Annotated in this window: 8 protein-coding genes; 4 read left to right on the forward strand and 4 right to left on the reverse strand. The window is 59.4% G+C overall.

The genetic code is table 11. The features are described from left to right. Position 1 precedes the first annotated feature (1 nt). Entirely contained in the window at positions 2–1,186 is a 1,185-nt protein-coding gene (locus Enr8_RS01340; protein WP_146428821.1) for an iron-containing alcohol dehydrogenase, read from the forward strand. On the opposite strand, the gene Enr8_RS01345 is transcribed toward Enr8_RS01340, so the two are convergent. After that, entirely contained in the window at positions 1,160–7,060 is a 5,901-nt protein-coding gene (locus tag Enr8_RS01345) for a dockerin type I domain-containing protein (RefSeq protein ID WP_186767371.1), read from the reverse strand. The two genes, Enr8_RS01340 and Enr8_RS01345, sit on opposite strands and share 27 nt — an antisense overlap. A gap of 269 nt (positions 7,061–7,329) precedes the next feature. Next, positions 7,330–10,650: an ELWxxDGT repeat protein gene (locus Enr8_RS01350; RefSeq protein ID WP_146428823.1), complete on the reverse strand. Its 3,321-nt coding sequence runs from the start codon at positions 10,648–10,650 to the stop codon at positions 7,330–7,332. Positions 10,651–11,338: 688 nt separating this feature from the next. Here Enr8_RS01350 and Enr8_RS01355 point away from each other — a divergent pair. The 3 genes from Enr8_RS01355 (at position 11,339) to Enr8_RS01365 (ending at position 14,691) form a co-directional block, all read left to right on the forward strand. Next, positions 11,339–12,673, forward strand: coding sequence for a dihydroorotase (locus Enr8_RS01355; RefSeq protein ID WP_146428824.1), 1,335 nt, complete (start codon positions 11,339–11,341; stop codon positions 12,671–12,673). A gap of 446 nt (positions 12,674–13,119) precedes the next feature. After that, positions 13,120–14,055 carry a DUF1559 domain-containing protein gene (locus Enr8_RS01360; RefSeq protein WP_146428825.1) on the forward strand — a complete coding sequence of 312 codons (936 nt, stop codon included), beginning with the start codon at positions 13,120–13,122 and terminating at the stop codon, positions 14,053–14,055. A 201-nt stretch (positions 14,056–14,256) separates the two neighbouring features. Beyond that, on the forward strand, positions 14,257–14,691 hold the full coding sequence (locus Enr8_RS01365; RefSeq protein ID WP_146428826.1) for a transthyretin-like family protein: 435 nt from the start codon (positions 14,257–14,259) through the stop codon (positions 14,689–14,691). A 75-nt stretch (positions 14,692–14,766) separates the two neighbouring features. Here Enr8_RS01365 and Enr8_RS01370 read toward each other — a convergent pair whose 3' ends face one another. Both Enr8_RS01370 and Enr8_RS01375 read right to left on the reverse strand, forming a co-directional pair. After that, positions 14,767–15,240, reverse strand: a complete 474-nt coding sequence (locus Enr8_RS01370) for a hypothetical protein (protein ID WP_146428827.1) — start codon at positions 15,238–15,240, stop codon at positions 14,767–14,769. A 54-nt stretch (positions 15,241–15,294) separates the two neighbouring features. After that, positions 15,295–16,812: a hypothetical protein gene (locus Enr8_RS01375; protein WP_146428828.1), complete on the reverse strand. Its 1,518-nt coding sequence runs from the start codon at positions 16,810–16,812 to the stop codon at positions 15,295–15,297. Positions 16,813–16,853 lie beyond the last annotated feature (41 nt).

Consider the following 16,853-nt stretch of genomic DNA (forward strand, 5'->3'; position numbering starts at 1 on the left):
CATGGCCGACTTCTGGAGTTTCTATTCCGCTGGCGAACTGACCTTTGGTGTCGGCGCCAGCGGCCGCGTCGGAATGCTGGCCGCGCGGCGCGGTTGGCGGCGCGTGCTGATCGTCACCGATCAGACGCTGGTGAAGCTGGGGCTGGTCGACAAGGTTCGTCAGCCGCTGCAGGACGCCGGCGTCACGGTCGAGATCTTTGACGGCAGCTGCGCCGAGCCTGACATCGGCGTCGCGCTCGCCGCCGGAGCCGCGGCCGCCAAGTTTGACCCCGACGCCATCTGCGGCGTTGGCGGCGGCAGCAACATCGACCTGGCCAAGATCGTCGCCATCCTGCATGCACACGGCGGCCAACCAAGCGATTACTTCAGCTGGGACAACGTGCCCGGCCCGGTCACGCCGCTGATCGCATTGCCGACGACTGCCGGAACCGGTAGCGAAGTTTCGCAGTCGGCCGTACTGACCGATAGCGACAACGCGATGAAGGTCAGCACGCTCAGCCAATTCCTGCGGCCGGCGCTGGCGATCGTCGATCCGCTACTTTCCTCTACATGTCCGCCGCAAGTCACCGCCGATAGCGGCATCGATGCCCTGACCCACGCGGTCGAAGCCTACACGTCGACGACGTTTGACCTGCTTGAGCAAGACGGAGACGCCCCGCCGCCGTATAGCGGATCGCATCTGCTGGTCGACGCATTGGCCGAAAAGGCGATCGAGCTGGTCGGCAAGCATCTCGTCCAGGCAGTTCAGCAAGGGGATGACCTGGAAGCGCGGTCCGGCATGGCCCTGGCCGCAACCTTGGCGGGGCTCGCCTTTTCCAACGCCGGCGTGGCGGTGGTCCATGCGCTGGAGTACCCAATCGGCGGCGCCGTCCACTGCAGCCATGGCGGCGGCAACGGCCTGCTGTTGCCATACGTAATGCGGTTCAATCTGCCGGAGCGGCCCGAGAAGTTCGCGAAGGTTGCGCAGCTGCTAGGGGGCGAAGCGACGCCAACCGCAGCGATCACCCAGGTCGAGCGGCTGAAAAAAGCGATTGGCATCCCCGAGCGCCTGCGGGAGTATGGCGTGCATCCGGAAATGCTGGCCGGCTTTGCCGCCAAGTCGATTACGATCACCCGGCTGATGCGAACCAATCCCCGCCGTCCCAGCGAAGCCGACTTGCTAGAGATCCTCAAGTCGGCTCTTTAGGCGATCAAGCGCCCGGGCAAGCCGCGGATGCTCTTCTTCCAGCTCTTCCAGGATATCGATCGCCTTGTCGGCCAGACATTCAACGATCGAAGCGGCCTCCAGCGCCCAGTCAGGCAACTGGCGCACGCGCCAGGTGTCGGCCGAGAACGCATTCTCCTCTTCGATCGTTTCCTCGACCTCTTCTTCGTTGGCGGGAAGCTCCCAGCAATCTTCCAGCAGGCCGAGGGTACCGAAAGCGGCGTCGGCGTCGTGCGTTGTGACCGCGACCAGCGGAGGTGCACTCCATGCGATTCGCTCCCCTTCTAATTCAGAAGTCAGAGCGGCGGTCACAGGCTCTGGTTCCACCAGGGAAAGAGAAGCCGAAGGTTGCTCGAAGGTTGGCGGAAAGGCGACGGGTAACCCGTTGTCGCGCGTGCGACCGATGTTGCGAATCATGTGAGCCAGGTCGGTCAACGCTACGACGCCATTCCGATTGAAATCGTAGGGGTAAGACTCGGGCGTCGTTGCGACGCTACTGCCGATCCTGCGGATGAGACGCGACAGATCGGTCAGGTTAATTTCGCCATCGTCGTCCAGATCGAACGGCACGACCTGCAGCTTGGTTTCGGGCGCGACGGTTTGTAGCCCGAATTGTTCCTCCACGTCGCTACTGCTGACCAGCAGATCGGTGATGGCAAGTTGCGGATCGAGCGGCTGCGGGTAGGCGCCTTCCAGGTCATTGGGAAGGCCGCCATCGGGCGTGGGATGGAAGCGGAAACTGCCGAGCAGCAGGTAGCCGTCCAGCGCCGCGTTCTCTTCAGCAAACTGGCTGGCGCTGATTTGCAGCACGTCGCCGGTGTTGTTGACCTCAAGCTGCCCCACGCCGCTACTGGCAGCGAAATTGGCGAGCTGAAACCACTGGCTGTTGAAGTGGAGATCGAGCGTGACGCTGGTTAACGAGCCGCTGAGGCGCTCAGGTCGCTTGACCCAGACGTTGGCCATAAACCGGTCCCACTCGTCGATCAGCGTCAGACTGGTGGGCAACGCGGTCGCTTCTCCGTTGGCGTCGGTCGCGGCGGCGTCGTCGTTCAGCGTCAGGCCCGCTTCCGGCAGGGCCAGCACGTCAAGCGAGAAGTGGACCTGCGTCTCACCGCCATCGTCATCGGTGGCGGTGATCGTCACATCGTAGACGCCGACATCGGCGAGGGTGGACGCGTAGCTCCAGCTCCACGTTCCGTCGCCGTTGTCGATGATGTCGCCCAGCGAAGCGGTGAGGAGGACCGGGTCTTGGCCAGGGTCGCCATATGTGCCGGCGTTGACGACAGACAGCGTTGCGTCGACTTCCAACTGAGCGCTGTCAACAGTCAGCGTGGGCGCCACGTTTTGGATGTTCACTTGGAACTGAAGCGAGTCGGTCTCGCCGTGAATATCGGTGGCGGTGATCGTAACCGTTTGCTCGTTAGGGCCATCCTGAACCGGATTGCTCCAGCTCCAGGTTCCATCCAGGTTGTCGATGATTTCGCCAATCGAGGCGATGAGCGTGACGGCGTCAGCGGGAGGATCGGCATAGACGCCCGTATTGGTCGCGACGCCCCCTTCGCCAATGACGACGGTCTGGTTATCGACGCCAACCGTAGGCGTTGCGTTTACCAAAATCGTCGTCGTCGCATAGGTCGTCGTCCCTTCCTGATCGGTGACGCGCAGACCGATTCTTTTCTGTCCTGGGGTCGTCAACGGCAACGCCTGTATCAAGCCGCTGGCGTCATCGTATTGACCGTCGCCGTCGATATCCCAGGCAAAGATCAGGTCTTCCTGAGCATCGATCGCATCGTACGTGCCGCCGGCGTCGAGCTGTACGGTCTCTCCGATCAGACCTGTTGCCGGACCGCTGATCTCGACGACCGGTCCCGCTTGGAAGTAGTAGAGTTCGGTACCGTAGTCGGGCGAGGTTCCGAGCGTTTTGATCAGCCGCTGGCCAAGCGCGATGTCAGGGCCGATGGCAAGATTGTAGAGCGGCTCAGGCAGTAGCAACGGATAGGTGCCTGCCTTCGTTCCGTCGGACTTCCAAAGATCGTGTCCGTAGAGGTCGTTGTCAACGAATAGCAGGAGACCCTGATTGGTCACGTAAAAGTTCGTGACGTCGAAACCGGTCAATTCGCTTTCGCCGACCAGACGCTCGGTTCCGGCCGGCGTACCGTCGGTAACCCATAGATCGTAGACGAGCCGGCTAGGCTGACCGTCTTCGGGCGTTTGAAAGGCCGAATCTCGGAGGTAGAGCTGGCCATCGTATTCAACGATCCCAGTGATACGGTCAAACCCTAACTCGCCAAGTTCGGCTACCAGCTCCATTTCCTCGGTCGTCTCATTCCAGCGCCAGACGGGCCCGGCATCCGACGTCCTACTCATGCTAAATAGGAGATGGTCTCCATCGTCGTAGATCGCCCCCCTCCAGTCATTGAATAGACCTGGTGCGCCTTGGAAAATTGGCGTGGGGCCAGATTCTTCAATCCGCCAGAGGGTGCTGATCGCCCCTGCATCGGTGACGAAGTAACGCTCGCCGTTGAATTCCGAGAAGTATCGTATATCGGCGCTTAAGGGAGTTGCTACCTGGTAGGTTCCCTCGGCCGTTCCATCGGTCCGCCAGAGGTTGTTTGGGGACGATTCGGGGAAGAAGTAGACGACGTCGCCGACGCTAAACATCCGGTAAAATCTAGAATCGTCTTCGCCAGGCGAAATATCAGCGACCATTTCGACTTGCCCGGAGTCGACGTTCACCCGCCAAAGCTCGCGGCCCGTCAATTCTTCAAATGCGCCAAGATAAATGTAGCCGTTGGCATAAGCCATCTGGCCGCTCGGCAGCGCGACGCCCGGCTCGGAGGGAACGTCCGCGACTTTTTCAATTTGCCCTGATGCGCCGTCGGTTTTCCAAATGCTGGCGATTCCTTCGGCGTCGTTGGCGAGGAAATAAAGCGTGTCGTTGACAAGCAGCAGTTGCGCAACGTTGTATACGGCTGGGTTTTCGAGGCCGCCGGAGATTTGCTGCGGCGCCGATACCGCGTCGGTACGAAACAGGTGAGTCTGATAGCCCCTGATTTCGGCCAGGAAATAGACGTAATCGCCCAGCTGCTGAAAGCTGGACGGATACGATCCTGCCGGGCCGGGCCTGAGGTCGTAAAACTCGTACGAAAGGTTATGCACCGCCAGCTGAAACGTCGTCGACGTTTCCACTCCATTTTCGTAGGTCGAAGTGATCGTGACTTCCTGTGACCCGACGTTGGTCCGCCGCGTATCGAAGCTCCACGACCAGGTGCCGTCGCCATTGTCGATGACGTCGCCTAGTGAAGCGTTAAGGGTGACCGTCGCCTCGCCGCCATTGCCGATGGTTCCCGAGTTCGCCGCCATCAAGCCGGAGGGGGTAGTGACGTACGGCTGGTCGGCGGTTAACGGCGCAGCGACGCTGAAACGCACGGAATACTGCGACCCACTGACTTCATCGCGGACGAGAATGTTGGATTGATAGTTCCCTGGATTGAGACCGGTGGTGTCGTAGCTCCACGTCCAGGTTCCATCCTCCAAAACGGTGAAATCGCCGAGCGACGACGTCACGGTTACGGTATCGGCTTCGACATCGCTCCAAGTGCCGCTCATGAATGCGGTTTCCCCCTGCAAGACGGCGCCGGGACTGTGGATGCCAATATAGAGCGGACGTTCGTTGTTGACCACCAGCGGAAAGCTGACGCTGGACTGCCCACCACCGACGACTGCCGTGATGGTGACGGTCTGCGTTTCATCCGGACCGTCCAGCGTCGTATAGCTCCAACTCCAGGTTCCGTCGCCAGTGTCGACGACCTCGCCAATCGACGCCGAAAGTTGAACGTCGCTTCCGAGTACATGGGCCACCCGCCCAGTGTTGGCGGCCGTTTCCCCTTCGGTCACGATCAGTCCATCGATCTCATCGACCATTAGGATCGGATCGTTGGAGTCGATCACAAGTTTGCGAGTTGCGATCTTGCCGTCCGTATCGATGACGCGAAGCGAAATATTGGCGACCCCAGCCGTCGCGAGATCGGCAAACGAAATTGACGCAGTCAGACCACTGGCGTCGTCGTATTGGCCGTCGCCGTCCAAGTCCCAGTCAAAATGCAACTCGCTTAGTGCATCGAGCAGGTCGTACGTGCCGAGTGCGCTAAGGATTACGCTTTGGTTGTCTTCGCCAATTTGGATCGGCCGCAGGACGATCGTCGGAGGCGAATCGATTGTGACGAAGTAGGGTTCCGTGCCATATTGCGCCGTATTCCCTTGAAGAAACAGCATCGAATCGTCACCGCCGTCGAAGGGGAGTGACGTCTGGCCTGTGAAGTCGGAAATTCGCGTTGTTCCCTCTTTCGTTCCGTCGGTGCGCCATAACTGCGTCCCGAATGTCGGATCGTAGCCGCGAAAATAGACTGCTCCGCCCGCCTTGAATAGCGGATTCTCGTCGAATGTGCCACCTTTGAAGGATGCGAGCTGGGTCGTCTCTCCTGTGACTTCATTCGTTTTGAAAAGTGCGTCTCCATTGAGATAGGATCGTCGCACAAAATAGAGGTCGCCATCCACTTTCACGCCAGCAACAAGAGTGCTAACGCCTAACGCAGGAATGTCCGTAATCGCTTTGGTTCCCTCGGGCGTACCGTCGGATGTCCAGATCTGGTCGTTGTCGTAAAAATAAAGTTGGCTATCGATAGATCGCAGAAAGTGGCCGCTCAATACTATCTCGCCATCGTCCGTAATGGTGGTCAATCTAGCCGTTTCGGCGGTGTCGCCATCGTACTTCCAAATCACGGAGTTTTCAGCGAGGAAATAGACGTCGTTGCCGACGGCAGTTAGATCATTGGGCGAAAAAAAGTCGTCCACGGCGAAGATGTCGGTGACCATCACGGTCCCTTCCATGGTGCCGTCGGTTTTCCATACTTCGTCGCCATGGACGCCGTCATTGGCGACGAAAAATAGGTAGTTGTCGGTCGGAGTCAGGTCGGTGATTTCGGAGTTTCCGACGCCAGGATTAATATCTGCGACCAGTTGGGTGCCAGCGGTCGTTCCATCCGTAACCCACAATTCTTGGCCATGCGTCGCTTCTCCTACATTCAAGTAGAGCAAGTCTCCAGCCACGACCATTTCGGCGAAGTAGAAAGGAGACTCGTGGGGAGTGAAATCGTAGACCAGGACGGTTTGGGCGAGGGTTTCATCGTATTTCCAGAGTTCGAAACTCTGATATTCGAGCGAACCCGAACTCCGCAGGAAATAGAGCTCACCATTGAAGCTAGTCAGGTTTTCTATCGTCCCGCCGCCATACGTACTTTCGATCCGCGTCGTGCCGCCGGGCGTTCCGTCGGTCTGCCACAGCGAAATCGGATACTGGCTCGGATAGGCAACGAAATAGCCGACATCGCCGACCCAGACGAATTGAGAGATGCCGTTGTGCTCCAACTCCGTTTCGGTATCAAACAGCAACTCAAAATCAACGCTCTCTACCGATAGCTCAAACGAAACCTCCTCCATCCCCAGCGCACCATCCTCGGCGGTGATCGTCACCGTTTGCGTATCGCTGACTTGCACGTCGTCCAGCGTCCAGGTCCATGTGCCGTCGCCGTTGTCTTCAACGTTACCGATCGAGGCCGACAGATTGACCGCGCCTGCGAATGTGCCGCTGTTGGTCGCCTTCGAGCCGGCGGCGTAGACGAGGGCATCGTCGTCGACGGCGACCTCTAGCGTCAGTTCCCCTTCCAGCAGATCGGCTTGCGGCAGCAAGTCGGCGGCCAGCAATTGCCGGGCCTCTAGTTGTTCAGCATGAAGGGTGTAGGGGCGACGGCTGCGGAGAGCGTGGGCGCGATCGGTGCGCTGGTGCTTCTTGCTCATTGTGAACGGCATTCCTGCGAAGGCGGTCTACAGCGGAGGAGTTGGATTAACGGCGGAAGGAACTGCCTTAGATGGGGTGTCATGTCCCTCTGTGGATTTGCTTGCGTAGGCCGATTGTAATGCTTGGGAGGGTTGGAGGCACCTCGGATTGCAGGTGCGGTTGCTGAATTCCGGCAAAATTTAGCGCAATAACCCAGTTTGCCTCCGGCGCAGCGCAAAAAAAGAGGGCTGAAACTGCCCGATGGAGACTGGTTCTTGCCGAGAATCGTTTAGAAGCGTCGGAAGCGGTTGTTCCACCAGTCGCTGGCCTCGGCCATCGCCGGGTGCTCCTCGTCGTATTCTTCGAGCAGCGCGATCGCCTGGTCGACAAAGCATTCGACGATCGAAGCGGCTTCCAGGGCCCAGTCGGGCAGCTGCTGCGGGCGCCACGACTCGGCCGAGAAGAGGCCTTCTTCTTCGAGCGTTTCCTCGACTTCCTCGTCGGCATCGGTTGGCAATTGCCAGCAGTCGTCGAGCAGGTCGAACGCGCCGAACGCGGCGTCGACGTTCTGCTGCTGCGGATCGATCGCCTCCGCTTCCAGCAAGAAGCTGGGCGTCAGATCGGCGGTCTGCGATTGCAGCGATGGGAACTCACTTTCGATCAGCGACCCTGCTGGCGGCGATATCGGGGGAAGCTGAATCTCCACGCCGTTGGAACGCGTCGCGCCGATGTTGCGAATCAAATAGGCCAGGTCAATCAGCGAAACGACCCCGTCCTGGTCAAAGTCGAAAGGATACGACTCTGGCGTCGCGGCGACGTTATCTCCTACCGTGCGAATCCAATTGGCCAGGTCGACCAAGCCAATGACGCCGTCGTCATCCAGGTCGTACGGAATTACTTCGACTTGGGTGGTCGGGCCGCCTGACTGCATGCCGGGGATATTCGCAAAGTAGTCGTTGGTCACCGTCATATCGGCGATCGAAAAGCCAAGGTCGACCGGCTCGGCGTATTGCCCGACGGCGTCATTGGGGAGGCCGCCGTCGGGATTGGGCGTAAAGCGAAAACTGCCGATCAGCAGATAGTCGCCATCCCCTCCAATTGGGTCGTAGAAATTGCTCGCGGAAATTTCCAGCTGGCCCCCGACGTCGGTCACATCCAACTGACCAAAGCTGGCGCCGGCGGCGCTGCTGGTCCATTGGAACCAGGCGTCGTTGTAGTCGAGCTTGTAGTTGATCGTATCCAGTCCATAGCTGGCGTTCGGATCACGCTCGATCCAGACGTTGACCGTGAAGGGATCCCATTCGTTGATCGTCTCCAAGTCGTCCGGTAAGACGTCGACCACGCCTAAGCTGTCGGTCGTCGCGGCGGCGTCGTTAATCGTCAAATAGGCGTTGACCGAATCAATGATGTACAGCGGAGGATAGATGCTGGTCGAAACGTTGTTGGCGTCGGTGATCGTCAGCTGAAGGACGATAAAGTCCGACAGGTCGCCGCTGATCGAACCGGTCCAACTCCAGGTACCGTCTCCATGGTCGGTGACCGTGCCGCGCGACGCGGTGATCGACGCTATCGGGGCGGCGCCGACTTCGTACGTACCAAACGCGAAGGCGTCTTCCCCGCGGATTACGAATTCCGGAGATTGGGGAGAGACCGCGATGGCCGGATTGGCGTAGTTGACCGTCAGGAAAAACGTGGTCTCGGACGATTGGAATCCATTGTCGGCGTAGATGGTGACGGCGCTCGATCCGATATCGTTCGACTCGGTCAGATAGCTCCAGCTCCACGTGCCATCGCCATTGTCGACGACCGTGCCGACCGAGGCTGACAGCGCAACGGTGCGATCATACGCCTCGAAGTAGACGCCGCTGTTGGTGGCAAGCATACCGTCGTTCACTTCGATCGCCGGTTCGTCGACCGCTAGATTGGTCGCTTCGGTACTGACCGACAGGGTTGCAAAGCCGGTTTCTCCATCCAGATCGGTCACCTTCAGGCCGATTTCCCAGACAGAGGGCAACGTGAGACTCGACAACAGCGCCGCCGGCTGAATCCCGATCGCGTCATCATACTGCCCGTCGCCATCCAGGTCCCACTCAAACAGCAAGTCGGCGACGGCGTCTTTGTAATCGTAGGTTCCCAGGGCGCTCAGTTCGATGGAAAGGCCGTCGGCGCTTGACTTGGGTAGCTGGATTGCGGCGACTGGCGGCGACTGCAGCGACAGCGACCGCGGCTCGAACCCATTCGCCGGATCGCGGGCCACAAACAGCAGGTAGTCGTCGAACAGCGTCAGCGCGAACGGATAACTGTTTCCCCGAATCGGATCGAGGTCGGTGACTACTACCGTTCCTTCGACAGTCCCATCCGATTTCCAGAGCTCAACGCCATAGTCGGGGTCATCGGCGGTAAAGAAGAGGGCGTCGCCAATGATCGCGTAGGGGGGATCGTAAAAGGTGGAGAACAAGTCGTCGTTCAGCAGTCCAACGAATTGCGGTTCGGTCGAGATGTCGGTCGTTTTCCACAGCTCGACCCCGTCGAACGTAAAGAGGCTGTAGTAGAGCTCTCCCTGAAAGACGAAGTGCGGCGATATGTAACCCGGCTCGTAATCTTGATCGGTTAGCTGCACGACGCCTTGTGCGGTTCCGTCGGTCTTCCAGATATCGCCGTCGGTGTCCGTAAAGTAAATCGCCCCGTCGACACTGACCAGATCATTGAGATCCGAGTAGGTGTCGCCAGGAAGCAGGTCGAGCGCCAGCATCGTCCCGGCTTCGGTCCCGTCGGTCTTCCACAGCTCTTCGCCATGCATGCCATCGTCCGCCGTGAAATAAAGGACGCCGCCAAAGTCGGTCAGGAACGAAGTATCGAGCAGGTCAACGCCGATTTCAAACGTCCCGGCCGCCGTTCCGTCCGATCGCCACAGTTCGACGTCAACGTATAACGGATCGTAGGTCTGGAAGTAGAGGAGATCGCCGGAGGCGGTCAGGTGGACGATCCGGGAAGAATCGGAGCCGGGCGATAGATCGTCAACCAGCATCGTCCCCAGTTCGGTTCCGTCCGTTTTCCATAACTCAACGCCACTGACGCCATCATCGGCGACAAAGAAAACCGTATCCCCGACGGCGGTCATGTTAAAGGAGTAGAAGTTATTGAGGGTCGCGAAATCGGTCAGCTGAACCGTTCCTTCCGCCGTGCCGTCGGTGACGAACAGTTCGTACGACGTGCCGGTCAGATCCGCTTCAAAGAACAGCAGGTTGCCGACCGTTTTTAGCGCGCGGATGTCGTAGTACGACGGCATTGCCACGACCTGCTCGGTGCCGGCGGTCGTGCCATCGGTCTTCCACAGGCTGTAGCTATTGGGAGAATCGATGCCGGCAAAGTAGGCGACTCCGTCGAGCTCGGCGTAGCCAAATGAGATCGCTTCGTAGATTTGATACGGATCACTGCCGGGATAGACGTCTTCCAGCAGAAAGTCGCCGCTGGCCAGCTCTCCCTCCAGCAGACCGCTGTCGGCCGCCAGCATCGCGCGGGTCTCGAGTTGCTCGGCATGCAACGGAGAGGATTGGGAATGTCGGGATAAGGTGGAGGCGCGGCGGCGGCGCAAAGCAGAGCTGCTCATTCGATTTCGGCCTGGGTTCGGAGGAGGACGAAGGGGGAGGATGTCGATCCAGCGCACGAATCCCTACCCGAGATCGACAGATCAATCTCGGTAGGGGCGATAAGGTGGGCGGATTGTAACTTGCTGCGGCGGAGGAAGGGATGCCAGAAATTCACGGGTTTCGTAGATTTTTTAGAAAAAAACTTGCGCTTCGGCGTGGTTAAACTCGGGGAAGTGCGACCGGGGAATGACTTCTCCAGCGGCGGTTTCCTGTCGATTCTCTGGGTGCCCAGCTTTCTAAACGCCGCGTCGACGTTGGCTAACAGGCGAAATGGGCTCGAAACGAACCACCAGCGCGTCAGTGGCCCTCGCGGGAAGGCGGTGTTGCACCATCCCGATCGATTCTTCACGGTGTTGGCCAAATATTTTACCCAGATCAATCAGTTTGACGCCCGCGGCGGGATCTTTCCCGCCACCCGAATTCTCGGTACATTAACGACTTGCGCTAGACTGACGCCGCTGACTTCTAGGCGGCGAAAACGGCTTTCAGGCGTTGTCTGAAGGGCCTTGGCGAGCCCGATTGGGGCTGCATGAGCCGCAGATTGCGGCCGATTCGAATCTATCTCCGCTTGCGGCGTTGCGACCAGCTTGTCGCCGCCTGAGAGCGTAAAATCCCGCCTGCAGCCGGTCACGGCCCAGAGGAAATAGCATGAAAACGCTGATTAAGAACGCCACCGTGATGTTGCCGGACGGTCCCTCGAAGACGTCGGTCTTGATCGATGGCGCCACCATCGCCGAGATCGACCCCGCCGAATCGGTCGAAGCGGATGAAACGGTATACGCTTACGGCATGCACCTGTTGCCTGGGGTGATCGACGCTCACGTGCACATGCGAGATCCAGGCGGCACCGACAAAGAAGATCTTCGCACCGGCAGCATGGCGGCCGCTAAGGGGGGCGTGACGACCTTCCTGGACATGCCCAACACCAGCCCGGCGACGATCTCGCAGAAGATGCTGGATGAAAAGCTGACCCTCGCTTCGGTCAAAAGCGTCGTTAACTATGGTTTCTTCATCGGCGCCACCATCGACAACATCGACGAACTGAAGAAGGCGAACCGCACCCCCGGCATCAAGATCTACATGGGGAGCACCACCGGCGATCTCTTTTTGAAGGATCCTGGCATGCTGGAGGCGATCTTCGCCGAAACGAAGCTGCCGATCGCCGTCCATGCCGAAGATGAGAACATTATCTCGAAGAACTTCGAAGAGTTCGGCATGACCCGCAATGTGGTCGATCACTCGAGAATTCGTACGCCAGAAGCGGAAGCGTCGTCGGTTCACAAGGCGGTGGCGCTGGCCAAAGAATACAAGCATCGGCTCCATCTTTGCCATATGTCGTCGGCGCTCGCGCTGCCGGAGTTTGAAGATCACGACGACCTGATCACGGCCGAGGTGACCCCGCATCACCTGTTCCTGAACGACTCGGACTACATGAATCTGGGGACGCTGGCCCAGATGAATCCGGCCCTGAAATCGGCCTCTGACAACGCGGCGCTGCTGCAGGCGCTGTTGGATGATCAGATCCAGATCGTGGCGACCGATCACGCGCCGCATCGCTTCGAAGACAAGTGTCAGCGCTATCCCGATAGCCCGTCCGGCGTCCCCGGCGTCGAGACGGTCTTGCCGCTGATGCTGGACCTGGTCCACAAAGAGAAGTGCACGCTAGAGGATGTCGTACACTGGTTGTGCGAAGGGCCGGCCCTGGTCTGGGACATCATGGAGAAGGGGCGGATTGAAGTTGGCTACGACGCCGACCTGGTGTTGGTCGACATGAACAAGTCGGTCGTCCTCCGCGGCCCAAACATGCAGACCAAGTGCCGCTGGACGCCATTTGAAGGTCGCGAAGTCAATGGCTGGCCGGTGCGAACCTGGGTGTGCGGCAAAGAGGTCTATCGCGAAGGTGAATTCGACCTCTCGCGACCGGGCGTCGAGGTGATGTTCGACCACTCGCGCGGCGGCTACTGGTCGGGTATCGACGGCTAGCCGACGCGACATTTCGCCAAGTTGTAAACGCCGGCCGCTTGGTCGGCGTTTTTTTCTGCGCGTCGCGGCAACGGACGCCGCGCGAAAAATTTCTTAACGCGCTTTTTCCTCTTGGGGCAGTTTTGGGCCCGGCGCCGACGCTCTGGAAACGGCGTCAAGCGAAAAAGATCGAAAATCGGCCCCGAATTCTTGTCCGTATGTCGTTCTGGAAGGGGGCGCAAGGGGGCTCAAAATATACAACTTTTGGATTGCATAGCCACCCTTGAATGCGATTAGTGGGTCACAAAAAGTACGTATGTTTGAAAAATAATCAGACAAATGGTATCTATGGAGGACAGGAAATCACTATGCTGAATCAGCGGCGCGTATTTTATGTTTAAATCAAGGGGTTTTAATTTGACCTCTAGTCGCGCTATCTGCATCTCTTTTCATGTGAGTCTGTCAGTATGAACGTATCTCTTGCTTGGTCTCACCATCGTCGACGCGGTTTCACGCTGGTCGAATTGTTGGTGGTGATCGCGATTATCGGCGTGTTGATTGCGCTCTTGTTGCCGGCGGTTCAGCAGGCCCGCGAAGCGGCTCGCCGTATGACTTGCAGCAACAATCTGAAGCAGATCGGCCTCTCACTGCACAACTACCACGACACTTACAACCGACTTCCCCCCGGGATCGTCACCAGCAACCAGCTTTGCTGGAGCGCCCAGCTTCTGCCGTTTATTGAGCAGGGGAACCTGTGGGATGCGCTCGGAACGGCTGGCGCGTTTGATGGCCCGTGGGAAGATATCACCGCGGTCACCACGACAGGCGTTGGCAATCGTCCTCCGCTCGCCCAGACGCCGTTGTCGGCCTTCATCTGCCCGTCCGATCCCGGCGGAGATTTGAACAAGAAGTTGGGCGGCGCCAGCAGCATCTACTTCGGCAAGTCGAACTACGTTGGCATTTTCTCCGCCTACTACAACGCGACCGACCCGGTGGCGACCGGTTCCGGCGGTAGCGATCGCCCGGCGGTCTTTACCGACAACTCGGAAACCAAATTCCGCGACATCATCGACGGGCTGAGCAACACGGTTATCGTCGCCGAACGCGGCACCCAGGGGGGGCCGTGCGGATCGCTGTGGATTGGTTACCACAGCGACTTTGGCGGCAGCATCTCGGGCTCGATTGCGGCGTTCCAGGTTCGCTTGCGGATGGAACGGGTCTCTAACGACACCGACTACGTGATCAATGGTTCGAGCAACTACAACCCGAGCAGCATGCATCCGGGCGGTGCCCAGTTCCTGTTTGGGGACGCCAGCGTGCAATTTTTGCCGGAGACGATTCCGCTCCGTACGCAAGCCGCGCTCGGCACGATGGATGGTGGCGAAGTGATCCAGCCTTACTAGAGCGGTTTTCTTCAATCTTTAGCGTTCTGGCTGGTTGCGGCCGCGCTGGTCGGCGTTGACCTGCTGAGGATTCGCCTGCTTCGGTCGCCTTGACCAGCTTGCCTCACTAACGCCAGAAACGCTACTGCTATCAGAAAAGCGCTCTCGTCGTGACGCAGCTTCGTTCTTTTCCGGTAATGTCTTTTCAAGTTGGCGATTCTCATGAATGTTAAACCGATTTTTTCCTCGTCGAAGTGGTTGGCGCTGGCCGTCGTCACTGTCGGCATGACCTTGGGGTGCGGCGGCGCAAATGGCCCTCGCCTGGGTACCGTTTCCGGCACGGTCACTTTGAATGGTAAGCCGCTGGCGGATGCGACGGTCAATTTCTATCACGAGAACGATCGGCCTTCCCACGGGAAGACCGACGCCAGCGGGCGCTACGAGTTGGAATTCACCAACACCCGAAAGGGCGCCATCGTCGGCGAAAACGTCGTCCGCATCACCGTGGCGACGACCGAAGGCGAAGGGGTGAAGCCAAAGCGGGAAATCCTGCAGGCGCGTTACAACACCGATTCGGAACTGCGGTTCGACGTGGAATCGGGAGATAACACGGCCAACTTCGACCTGAAGCATTCCGGTGGCGGAGCCGGCGGCTAACGATCGCCAAGTCTTGTCAGACGCAAAGAAGAACGCCTCGCACGTCGAGGCGTTTTTCGTTTCTTGAGCGTTGCGTTAGTCGCCGCTTCGCCAGCTAGGAACGCTCCGATTCGCCTCGGCCCGCGGGGCGATCATCCCGGGACGCGATGGTCCGCGGAACAGGGGCGTTTCGGCTCGCTCGGTCGCGGTCATCCGGCGCAGGGGACGGGTAGATCGATAATAAAGTTCCAGGCCCAGCTTCGGCTGCGAGTAGCCGCGCGGCGTTTGTGCCGGCAGCGGAAAGCCATTGGGAAAGGTTGCTTCGGCGCTACGGCGATAGGGGAGCGTCGGCAGCTTGCCGGCCGAGTCGAGACCTCCCTGGTCGAGCAGATACTGGTCGATCGGATAGCGTCGCCGCGCGCCGCTGTAGAGCGAACCATAGAGATATTGCTCGCGGGTCGACAACCGTCGCAGGGCTGACGAGGAAGGAGCGGTCTCCTTAGGCAAGTCCTGAGCGCCCGCCGGTAAGACGAGCAGCAGCGTACTGATCAGCGCGAATGCATGTTTCATGGCGATCTCCCTGCCTGCAGGATACGAATGTTCGCGGCGAAGGCAAATCGCTTGCTACTGCGGCTGCTCGCGGACGGCGATTTCGATCTCGCCGCTGTTGTCGGCCAGCTGACCAGGGTTGTCGTTGACTTTCATGTAGAGCGTCGCGGTCAGCGGCGGGGTCAATGTTCGCCGCGTGCCGACCGTCTCCGACAGGGTCAGTGGCGAAGCGCCGGGGCCTTTCCAGTCGTCGGGCCGAAGTCCGCACAGCAGCTGTCCCAGCGGGCGACCGTTGAAGTACTCAAGCGTGACGCCGTTCGGTTCGCAGGGCCACTCGGGGTCTTGCTTCAGCAAGTAGCGGCCGCGGGCGACAATCTCGTATGTCTTGCCTGCTTCCAGCAGGATGCCGGTCGACTGCCAGCCTTGGTCGACTTGAATGATCGCGGTCGCCATCTCGCCGGCGATTGGTTTGCCGGGGGCATAGACTATGCTGTTGCGCTCGAAGTCGTAGCCATAGTCGGCGTTGGCGACGAACATTTGCCACCCTTCATTGATCTCGGGCCACTGGTCGGCCAGCGCTTCTTTGAACCGGCGGTTCATGTCGAAGCCGAGCCGCACATACTCTTGCAGCTTGTGGAACTGATCATGGGTACGCGGATCGGTCTCCAAGTAGGTGACGGCGCCCCAGCACCAACCATACGGCGAGTTCTGCAGATGGGCGTCCAGTCCGTAGTGCATTACGTCGTCGAGCGTTTTCCCTTGTTGGGCGGCGAAGTCGTCTTTGATGATCTTGATCCGCCCCCACATCGGCATCTCTTCTTTCGAGGCAGGCACCACGCCGACCGACAGCTTTCCGTCGCGCCAATAATGCGTGCCGAAATATTCGGCGATCCCTTCGGAATACCAGGGCGGTCCGCCGCCGCCGAACATCCGCTCCATGAAGCTGTGCGTTCCTTCATGTATCAGCAGGTGCCGGCGATACTGGGGGCTCGGCTGTTCGCGCAGCCAGAAGGCGTCGCCGCGCGAATAGCCATGCAGAAACGGTGGCAAGTCGTTGGGGATCAGGCCGGCGGCGGCGAACGGCTCTTCGCGCGACATCAGGCAACCCTTCGTCCGCCAAGCGGCGAACTTGACCGGATCGATGTTGAAGTACTCGCACCAGATTGGGAACGCCGCGTCAAAGACGGTTGGCAGCTCGTCGACTTCGGGCGAAGAGGGCAGGTCGGTGATCAGGGTCAGATGTTTCCCCTGCAGTTGCCGCAGGCCGTTGGCTTCGAGCTGCGCCGGATCGATCGTGAACTCAACCCGCGGCTCGATCGGCGCCGGACGAAACCGCTCTTGCGAATGGTCGTCGCTCATGAACTGATTGAGGACCGCGATCGAACCGTCGTCATCCTTCTTGGTCGGCTCCATCGTCGCGCGGCGGACGGGCTCGGTTGGCCTTGCCGGGGCGGGCGGCTCCTCTGGCTCTGAGGGCGTCTCTTTCGCAACTGACCGGGGAGTGGGCGTCGCGGGGGCTGCCGGAGTGGCCGGCTGGTCGCTCGATCCACAGCCAACTAGCAGAAGCGTCATGCTAAACAGCAGCCATCGCATCGCGGGATCCTTGGGCGATTTTGGTTCAGGGGCGGGCTGGG

Origin of the sequence: Blastopirellula retiformator, assembly GCF_007859755.1 — a bacterium.
In the GTDB taxonomy this organism is placed as follows: domain Bacteria; phylum Planctomycetota; class Planctomycetia; order Pirellulales; family Pirellulaceae; genus Blastopirellula; species Blastopirellula retiformator.

What these genes read in the sequence shown, in the direction of transcription:
- Enr8_RS01340 (WP_146428821.1), top strand. Translation starts at nt 2, where the DNA reads ATGGCCGACTTCTGGAGTTTCTATTCCGCTGGCGAACTGACCTTTGGT.
- Enr8_RS01345 (WP_186767371.1), bottom strand. Translation starts at nt 7,060, where the DNA reads ATGAGCAAGAAGCACCAGCGCACCGATCGCGCCCACGCTCTCCGCAGC.
- Enr8_RS01350 (WP_146428823.1), bottom strand. Translation starts at nt 10,650, where the DNA reads ATGAGCAGCTCTGCTTTGCGCCGCCGCCGCGCCTCCACCTTATCCCGA.
- Enr8_RS01355 (WP_146428824.1), top strand. Translation starts at nt 11,339, where the DNA reads ATGAAAACGCTGATTAAGAACGCCACCGTGATGTTGCCGGACGGTCCC.
- Enr8_RS01360 (WP_146428825.1), top strand. Translation starts at nt 13,120, where the DNA reads ATGAACGTATCTCTTGCTTGGTCTCACCATCGTCGACGCGGTTTCACG.
- Enr8_RS01365 (WP_146428826.1), top strand. Translation starts at nt 14,257, where the DNA reads ATGAATGTTAAACCGATTTTTTCCTCGTCGAAGTGGTTGGCGCTGGCC.
- Enr8_RS01370 (WP_146428827.1), bottom strand. Translation starts at nt 15,240, where the DNA reads ATGAAACATGCATTCGCGCTGATCAGTACGCTGCTGCTCGTCTTACCG.
- Enr8_RS01375 (WP_146428828.1), bottom strand. Translation starts at nt 16,812, where the DNA reads ATGCGATGGCTGCTGTTTAGCATGACGCTTCTGCTAGTTGGCTGTGGA.